The sequence below is a fragment of the Coleofasciculus sp. G3-WIS-01 genome (assembly GCF_040223135.1).
GTDB lineage: Bacteria > Cyanobacteriota > Cyanobacteriia > Cyanobacteriales > Coleofasciculaceae > Coleofasciculus.
Window position 1 is genome coordinate 1 of sequence record NZ_JAVJZI010000223.1, and the last position, 8,097, is coordinate 8,097.

At 47.1% G+C, this 8,097-nt stretch carries 7 protein-coding genes; 5 read left to right on the forward strand and 2 right to left on the reverse strand.

Features of this window, described 5'->3' with window-relative positions:
• Positions 1-227 precede the first annotated feature (227 nt).
• Positions 228-836: a hypothetical protein gene (locus RIM23_RS22835; protein ID WP_446369604.1), complete on the forward strand. Its 609-nt coding sequence runs from the start codon at positions 228-230 to the stop codon at positions 834-836.
• Between the two features lies 1 nt (position 837).
• On the opposite strand, the gene hisA is transcribed toward RIM23_RS22835, so the two are convergent.
• Both hisA and RIM23_RS22845 read right to left on the reverse strand, forming a co-directional pair.
• A complete protein-coding gene (gene hisA, locus RIM23_RS22840; RefSeq protein ID WP_446369605.1) occupies positions 838-1,611 on the reverse strand; it encodes a 1-(5-phosphoribosyl)-5-[(5-phosphoribosylamino)methylideneamino]imidazole-4-carboxamide isomerase in 774 nt (257 codons plus the stop codon).
• Between the two features lie 159 nt (positions 1,612-1,770).
• The gene (locus RIM23_RS22845; RefSeq protein WP_446369607.1) at positions 1,771-3,450 is read right to left on the reverse strand and encodes a transglutaminase domain-containing protein; all 1,680 of its coding nucleotides are present in this window, start codon (positions 3,448-3,450) and stop codon (positions 1,771-1,773) included.
• 196 nt (positions 3,451-3,646) lie between these two features.
• Here RIM23_RS22845 and RIM23_RS22850 point away from each other — a divergent pair, with 196 nt between their 5' ends.
• The 4 genes from RIM23_RS22850 (at position 3,647) to RIM23_RS22865 (ending at position 7,754) form a co-directional block, all read left to right on the forward strand.
• On the forward strand, positions 3,647-4,495 hold the full coding sequence (locus tag RIM23_RS22850) for a DUF928 domain-containing protein (RefSeq protein WP_446369609.1): 849 nt from the start codon (positions 3,647-3,649) through the stop codon (positions 4,493-4,495).
• Positions 4,496-5,009: 514 nt separating this feature from the next.
• Positions 5,010-5,846: a DUF928 domain-containing protein gene (locus tag RIM23_RS22855; protein WP_446369611.1), complete on the forward strand. Its 837-nt coding sequence runs from the start codon at positions 5,010-5,012 to the stop codon at positions 5,844-5,846.
• A 236-nt stretch (positions 5,847-6,082) separates the two neighbouring features.
• Complete coding sequence (locus RIM23_RS22860; RefSeq protein ID WP_446369613.1) at positions 6,083-6,919, forward strand: DUF928 domain-containing protein; 837 nt, start codon at positions 6,083-6,085, stop codon at positions 6,917-6,919.
• Positions 6,920-6,935: 16 nt separating this feature from the next.
• A complete protein-coding gene (locus RIM23_RS22865; protein ID WP_446369615.1) occupies positions 6,936-7,754 on the forward strand; it encodes a DUF928 domain-containing protein in 819 nt (272 codons plus the stop codon).
• The last annotated feature ends 343 nt before the right edge of the window (positions 7,755-8,097 follow it).

An 8,097-nucleotide genomic window follows, 5' to 3' on the forward strand; every position in this document is an offset into this window, starting at 1 on the left:
AGCACAAATTGTCCGCAATCGTGGACTGTCTGAGGTGGGACGCATCTTGGACATTAAAGAAAATGCTTGTGGAGACGGTCTGACGGGGACGGGAAACCGTCTAGTTAAGAGTTCGAGAAGCAAGAACAAGGGTAGAGAGGCACGACTTCAGTCCGCCTCGTAACATCCGTTAAGAATCCCCCTTCTTCAGATGGGGGAGTACGTCAATCCGCTCAATCGCACATCTGATGTCACGGGTTTACAGCACCGAGGAACTGATCCAAATCTTGGCAGAGGAACGTCGCGCCTGTATGAATGGTCAGCGCCTGAATCTAGCCGCTTCAGCATCGGGAAATCCTGTGATTGACCTATTTCTCAAATCTGACGGCATTCAAAAATTTAGTGCCTATCGAGATTTTAAAGCGGCGGTTCACCACTACCAGCGACAACATCAGGTTTCGGGTATTGTTTGGCGACAGTTAACCCTCAAAGGAAAAACACTGCGATATCCGGCTGTTGATGATCAGTTAGTGGCATTAACCCATGACATAGAGATGATCAAAGCTGCCAAAGATTCGATCTTGGAGTTTTGGCAACAGGTTACTCCGGGTATGGACTTGTACCTCAGCATCCGTCTCGGCAAAGACTATCGCCAAATTCAGCCTGAGGATGTGGACGCGATCGCATCGAGGACGGAATGGGTTAACCTGTTACATTATCGGAACTCTCAGATTCTGGAAATCATCCTCCAGCTTGGCTGGGGCAAGCCAGAAGAAGCCTCTTATCGCCGAGGATGGCCCGCCTCAGGTAGCGAATATGTTCATGCTGTTCCCCTAGGTCAGCGTCCCATCTGTTAATTTATGCCAATGAAGACGATCCTAAATCTGGGGGAATATCCTGAAGGCGTCCTTGTCCCACGGCTTGAATGGCTTCTTTGAGGGAAACATCACCAGTATACAAGGCGCGACCCACGATCGCACCGATCACGCCTAAGGGTTCCAATGCCAACAAACTCAATAAATCCGTAATTGAACTCACACCCCCAGAAGCAATAACTGGAATCGAGACATGACTAGCTAATTCTCGCAGGGCGTCGCGGTTGGGTCCTGTGAGTGTACCATCCCGCTGAATGTCTGTATAAATAATTGCCGATACACCCAAATCAGCCATTTGCTGTGCCAGTTGAGTCGCAGTAACTTCTGAGGTTTCTAGCCATCCCCTTGTGGCTACCTGTCCATTTCGCGCATCGATACCAACAATAATGCGATCGGGAAATTCAGAACACAGGTGTTGGACTAAGGGATGATCTTCAACCGCCGCCGTTCCCAAAATCGCGTACTGAACGCCGAGAGAAAGCAGTTGGCTGACACCTTCCTTATCGCGCAATCCTCCCCCGACTTCTACGGGAACCGATACCGCTTGGACAATGGCTTCTATCGTCTTAGTATTAACAGGATGACCCGCTTTCGCCCCATCTAAATCAACCAGATGTAACCGACTTGCCCCTTGGTCAACCCATTGTTTAGCCACCTCCACCGGGTTTTCACTATAAACTTGCGATCGCCCATAGTCGCCTTGGTATAACCGTACACAGCGACCTTCGAGTAAATCAATAGCTGGAATAACTTCCATATTCGTCCTTTGTCATTTGTCTTTTGTCATTCGTCAAAAAACAGGGCGTCAAAACCATGTCCGAATAGCGCAGCGAAGGTTAAGTCGGGGCGGGCGCGAGTTACATCTGTTGTGAACTCAAAACGATAATCGTGAAACCCGCCCCTACATACCTGAAAACTATCCCCCCAGAGGCGGTAATTCTTCGAGGATTTTGAATCGGACATGATTAATCGCCAGATCCCCAATAGAAACCTCTTCCTTATTAAGCGGAACGCCTTTACTGGTCAGGGTTTCAAACGTAATTCCTTTGCCAATTTCTACATGATACCAAGCCAGTCCCATAAAAAACCGAGTGGGGTAAGGTCCACCTTCGCGGGTGTCGTCTGGATTAGATTCCATGGGAACCCAACCAAATCCTGGTAGGTAAAATTCCATCCAAACATGATTAAAATCAGGTTGTAAGGGAATGTCTCGTTGATCAGCATGGGCGGGACATTTGTAACGACCAACGGTACGACAAGCAATCCCATTGAGACGGGATAGGGCTAACAAAACACCGAGATACTCCCCGCAGGAACCAATCCCTCGCGCTAAAACGACATCTGGGGTATCGATATGAGGTTTGATTCCGTAAGCGAGTTGGTCATAGACATAATTGCGAATACTATACATTTGTCGCAATAAATTCGTTTCCCGACCTACAGCTTCACGGGCGGCGCGGCGGATGATTTCGCTATCCATGGCTAATTCGTCATCATCCACCAAGTAGCGGGATTTGTATTCGAGTGGCAACTCTGGTAGATCTTCTAAATCTCTGGGAGTCATGCGATATTTGATACTCCAGACTTCTAGAAGCGCCTTCCAGCCAAATAAATGCCGTTCTCCGGGGGCGAGGGTATCGAATTTAAACACCGCCACACGTTGATTGTCTTGGATTTCTTCGGTGAAGGGAATCCCAATGGGTTCAATGGCGCGGATTTTTTGGCGTAAGGTTTCTGAGGGTAAGGCGATGCGCCATTCTAGGTCCTGCAGGGCTACGTCCTCTAGAGGGGATAGTTCCTCAACGTAAGACATTTCAATTAAATAGCCATTGGAGAGGGCATAGCGTTCCTCGGCATTATAGTGAAAGTAGAGGGGATGAATAAAGGTGCGATCGCGATATTGTAATTCGTGGTTGGGTTGAGCGTTGGGGTTATCACGGATGTAGGGTTCAACGCTAGCATAGGCGATATAAAGAATCTCCTGATTGGTGTGGGGATCTCGGTAGAACGTTAAACCTGTGGGATTCTCAAAGGGAGTCAGAACGCTGAAGATAATGTTTCCGGTGGCGCGATCAAGACAGTAAACCGTCTGTTCTTCCTGATCCGAAACCCAAAGTTCTTCATCCCGTACCGTAATGTTCTCCATGCCAATTCCTGGGGCATATAAGCGGGTAATCTCCTGCCCGGTATCCCGACTGTAAATCAGAATATATCCCATTTTTTGACAGGTGATATAGACTGTCGAGTCCTTAAGTGCGACACCATTGGCGGTGTAGGGCAATGTCAGGAAATGCTGAAGCTGCAGCTCGCCGCCGAGTTGGCAATAGTACACTCTCTCTTTCGAGGTCAACCACAGCGTATCCCCCACGATGGCTAAACCCGTCGCATCGGCAAAATTTAGCTCCGGCGATGAATTCAAAATTTTGGTATTGTCAGTTTGGGGGTCAATTTGCAACAGATAGCCACTTGTGGCATCAATTGCCATCAATTTTTCTCCCCAAAAAGCAATACCCTGTAGGGCAGCTGCCCCAATGGGTCGAATGATGCCAAAAGGTTTCAATTTAGGTGACACAGAGGAATCAGGATTAGGAATCATGCTCAGTCTATATCAAGATTTAGATTTAAGTCTCGAAATCTCTACTCAGGTTTTGTTAATACCCCACTCCTGAAGGCGGATGCTCCGGGCTTGCATCTGCAATATTCTAAATGTGCCTAAACAGGTTTGAACATGGGTTAGCTATTTTGGATAGTTTTCATTCAATAGTTTTATTGACAATAGTAGCTTTTTATGTATGCTTAAATTCATCCGTTTTTCCCCACACAAAGTTGCCATAACCGCTTTAGTAACAATAGTTGTAACGGTGGGGTTCAGCCTGAAACAGCCCGTTCGGATACAAGCGCAGTTGAGCAATACCTCCATCAGTTCTCAGTTACCTGATCAATGGGAATCCGCGCCACTGCCTAATTCTGGTGATTCAAGTCTACCAGATAGCAGCAATTTACCGTTTGCGGGTTGCCTAAGCAGTTATCCCGTCGCCTTAGTACCAGCATCTGGTATGGGACAGACAATTGCGGAGTATCCCACTATTTTTTGGTATCTACCCCAAACGAGGGCTTGGGGCATGGAGTTTAAGCTAACAGATAGTGATAATCAGGAAATTTACTCGACCAAGTACGCCTTTGCCCGTTACACCCCAAAAAATTATCAGGGTACAAACGCACAATTGGTGGTGGGCACTCCAGGCATACTCAGTTTAACTCTACCAAGACTAGATGGTAGCTCTCTGCCCCTGAAAGTGGGTCAGGAGTATGACTGGATTGTCAGAGTAATCTGTAATCCCAATGATCCATCCGGTGATGTTTATATGGCAGGCACAATCGAGCGAGTGTCAATTGACCCTACCCTAGCCCGTCGCTTACAGCAAGCACCACCTGAGGAACGTGTGGTACTTTATGCAAAGGAACGACTTTGGTACGAGGCATTAGAGATTTTGGTTAAACTCCGGCGCGATCGCCCCAACGATCCGGCTGTGATTACAGCTTGGAACAAACTGCTCAAGTCTGTAGGGCTAGATATAATTGCCCAACCCTTTGTCAGGGAAAGTAGCACATTAATCAAGCAGGACGACAGAAGTTTGTGATCACCGCTTCTGGGTGCAGGGGTGCTCCAAGCGCTCCAGGTGCGGGGGAGACAAGGAAGAATTTGCCGGTTCACCCATTTCCCATCCCCTCTTCCCCACTTGAAGGAGACAAGACAGAAGATAAAAGATAAAGAAGATTTTATATCTTTACAAAGAATTTAATTTTTCAGGGGATAAAGGCAGAGAAATCAGGAATCGGCTTTAAGAGTGATGAAGATTTAGATAAGAGTGGAAACAAAGTTCCGGAATTGCCTATGTCTAAAGTTAAAATATTAACAATCTAGAACAAGGGTACTGGCATAACCAAGGTTCATCGTCGGACTCAAAGCGTGCTAGCCGCGCTGGCGGTGCTGACGACAAACTCCTAATTCAGCAACAGTCCCCTAAAGGTAGATGCTTGAGTGACCCAGCCAACTGATAATGTTTCACAGAAACTAACCCAAGTCTGGAACATTGGCTTCTGCTATAACATCTATATACTAAGGACTCGGTTCTACGAGTGTATATCTGAATTATGACTTGTTTCACCCGCTTATCAAACCTAACATTTTTAACCATCGCGTTGACACTAGGGCTAGCGACTAATCTAGTCGCTCAAGTGCCAATCCAGGTTAGAACTACCTCTTTGGGTGCTCAACTACCGGATCAGTGGGGCTTCAGAACTCCAGAAGGTTCAACGCCCGATCAGATTCCTGTGAATCGAGAAGCTGGTGGAACGCGAGGTCCAGAGTGTACCCCGCATAATCAATCACTAATAGCCTTAGTTCCAGAATCGTTGATCGGCAAAACCTTGGCAGAATATCCCAAATTATTCTGGTATATGCCACCAACAACTGCATCGGCAGTTGAATTTGTACTCCGGAACGCTAGTGATGAAGAAATTTACCGGGTTAAGTATTCCTTGAAGCCGTCGGTGACAGGGGAGACAAATAAGCCCAGAATTATGAGCCTAGAGATTCCCACCTCTGCCAATCTTGCTCCCCTGAAAGCGAATCAGCTATATTACTGGCAATTAGTACTGGTTTGCAACCCTAAGGAGCGTTCAGCCGATATTGTAGTGGGTGGTGGGATTCAGCGGGTTGAACCGAGTCCAACGATAACAATGCGGATTCAACAGGCAACTCCCCAAGAACGAGTAGCCCTCTATGCCCAGGAATTGCTCTGGTATGACACGTTAGAGACATTGGTAGAACTCCATCGGGATTTTCCCAATGATCGCAACGTGCAAGCCGCATGGAACAAGTTATTGTACTCAGTTGGCTTACAAAGTCTTTCTGAGCAATTGAATCCAAACAGGAGTGCCACTTTACCTGAATCGTTGTCCAACTCAGGAGATAGTTCGGTTGAATAAAACAATCAATATCAAGATAGGGAAAAATTAATATAAAGATTCAGATAAGAGGGGAATTCTGGGTGTCAGTTCACTCCCTATCTCACGCTAAAATAGAAATATTCAGGCAAATCATTTAAGTAAAAACCTGAAAATTCTGCAATTATCACCCCCTTTGTAGGAAGGTTAAGTGTCTGCTTAGACATATTGTTCCAAAACTTTGCAAGACTCTGATTAAGTAGGAGTTCTAAATTATTATGGCTTGGTTTACTCGTTCATCCCGTTTTACTGTAGTAGCTTTAGCGTTAACCCTAGGACTTGTAGCTAATATCCCCACCGGGGTACAAGCACAGTTAGGAGGTTCACCCCTCAGCCGCGAAATCCCCACCGAATGGGAATTCACTCCGCCTAGCAGTTCAGGTCAAGGTATTGCACGTAATAGAGATGGTGGTGGTACAAGAGGACCTTGTATTACTGACCCTACGCTAGGTCGAGGTCCGATCGCATTGGTTCCTAAGTCTGGGGTTGGACAAACAATAGCAGAGTATCCTACTCTCTCCTGGTATCTACCGGAAAACACAGGTTGGGGGGTAGAGTTGAAGGTGCGGGATGCCAATAATCAGGAAATTTACTCGACCAAGTACGCCTTCGACCATTACACCGGAAAAGATTCTGAGGGAAACGAACAGCAATACGTTGTTGGTGCCCCCGGTATCATGAGCTTAACGTTGCCTAACTTAGAAAGTAGTGTTCTTCCCCCAGAGATCGGTCAGCAATATAAGTGGCAGTTAACACTAATATGCATTCCCGATGATCCCTCTAGTTATGTCTATGTCGATGGCGCATTCGAGCGTGTGCAACCCGATCCCAATTTGGCACGCCGTATCCAACAAGCAACGCCGGAACAGCGAGTGGCTATGTACGCCAAGGAACGACTGTGGTATGAAACGTTGAATACCTTAGTGGAACTGCGTCGCCAAAGCCCCAATGATCCCACTTTAAAGGCGGCATGGAGCCGACTGCTCAGTTCAGTAGGACTAGAGCAAATTGTCGAAGAACCAGTAGCTCAGAAGGCAAGAACCAATCAGAACTAATTACTGAGTCACCGTCATGGTATCAATGCGACATCGTTTTTGCCGATTGTCTCTGGCTGTGGGGGTAAAACTAGGGCTATTTGCCGTAAGCTTTGCCCTGATCCACAGCCCCCAAATTCTCCAGGCTCAAGGAATACCCCAAACCTGGACAACCAATAAATACCAACCCCCCAGAGGAATCGGCGCACCGAGTCGTGTTGAAGGAGGGGCAACCCGAGGTTCTGGGGACAATTGCCCTGTTGTAGGGAAACCCTTAACGGCTTTAATCCCTAGCGATCGCTTTAGTACAACCGTTGCGGCTTATCCTAGCTTTTTTGTTTACCTACCCGCCTCACCTGCTCCCAGCACAACCTTACCCGTTGAGTTTGTTCTGGAGGATAGCGAGGGAAATCTGGTTTATCAAAGCCAGTTCCGGACTAACGGCAACTCAGGCATAATCACATTGAATCTACCTCACGACGTTAGCTTATTACCCTTGGCGGTGGGTGAGGATTATCGTTGGTCTTTCTCAATTCTATGCCCACCCCAAGACGAACGCTCTAATGATTTGGTGGTTGAAGGATGGGTGAGACGGGTAGCACTCGATCCTACCCTAGAAACTCAGTTAGCACAGGCATCACCGATAAAGAAAGTGGAACTCTATGCTGAGGAAGAACTTTGGCAGGATGCTCTAGCACAGCTCATTGAACTGCGCCGCAACTATCCAAGTGATTCAGAAGTGACGAATCAGTGGGTTAAGCTTTTGAATGCGGCGGGACTTAGCAATCTGGTGGGCGAGTCACTGGCATCTCAGAAAACTCCTGTTAATGTACCCTTACCTTCGGCACAACCGTAATTATAGCAGTCGCCAAGGTCAAATAAGCTAAAATAGCGCAATCGATTTTACCCACCATCAGTAGGGGCAGGACATGTCTTGCTCCTACCTTTTTGCGGCTCGATTGGTGATCTAAGAAAACTATCGCTAAACTCGTTGACCAAACTAACTCCTATGAGTATAGTTTGGTTCTTCTCGCTGAATCCGATAAAAATAGAGATGGCAGTCAACTGCTGCGGGGACAAGCCCACGCAGCTTGTAACTAACCAGAATCTCTGGTCGAAACATACGGCGCATTGACTGACGCCTGCTCTACCGACCCACTTGGAGTAGTAGAGAGAATATAGTCATCCCGAATATTCAT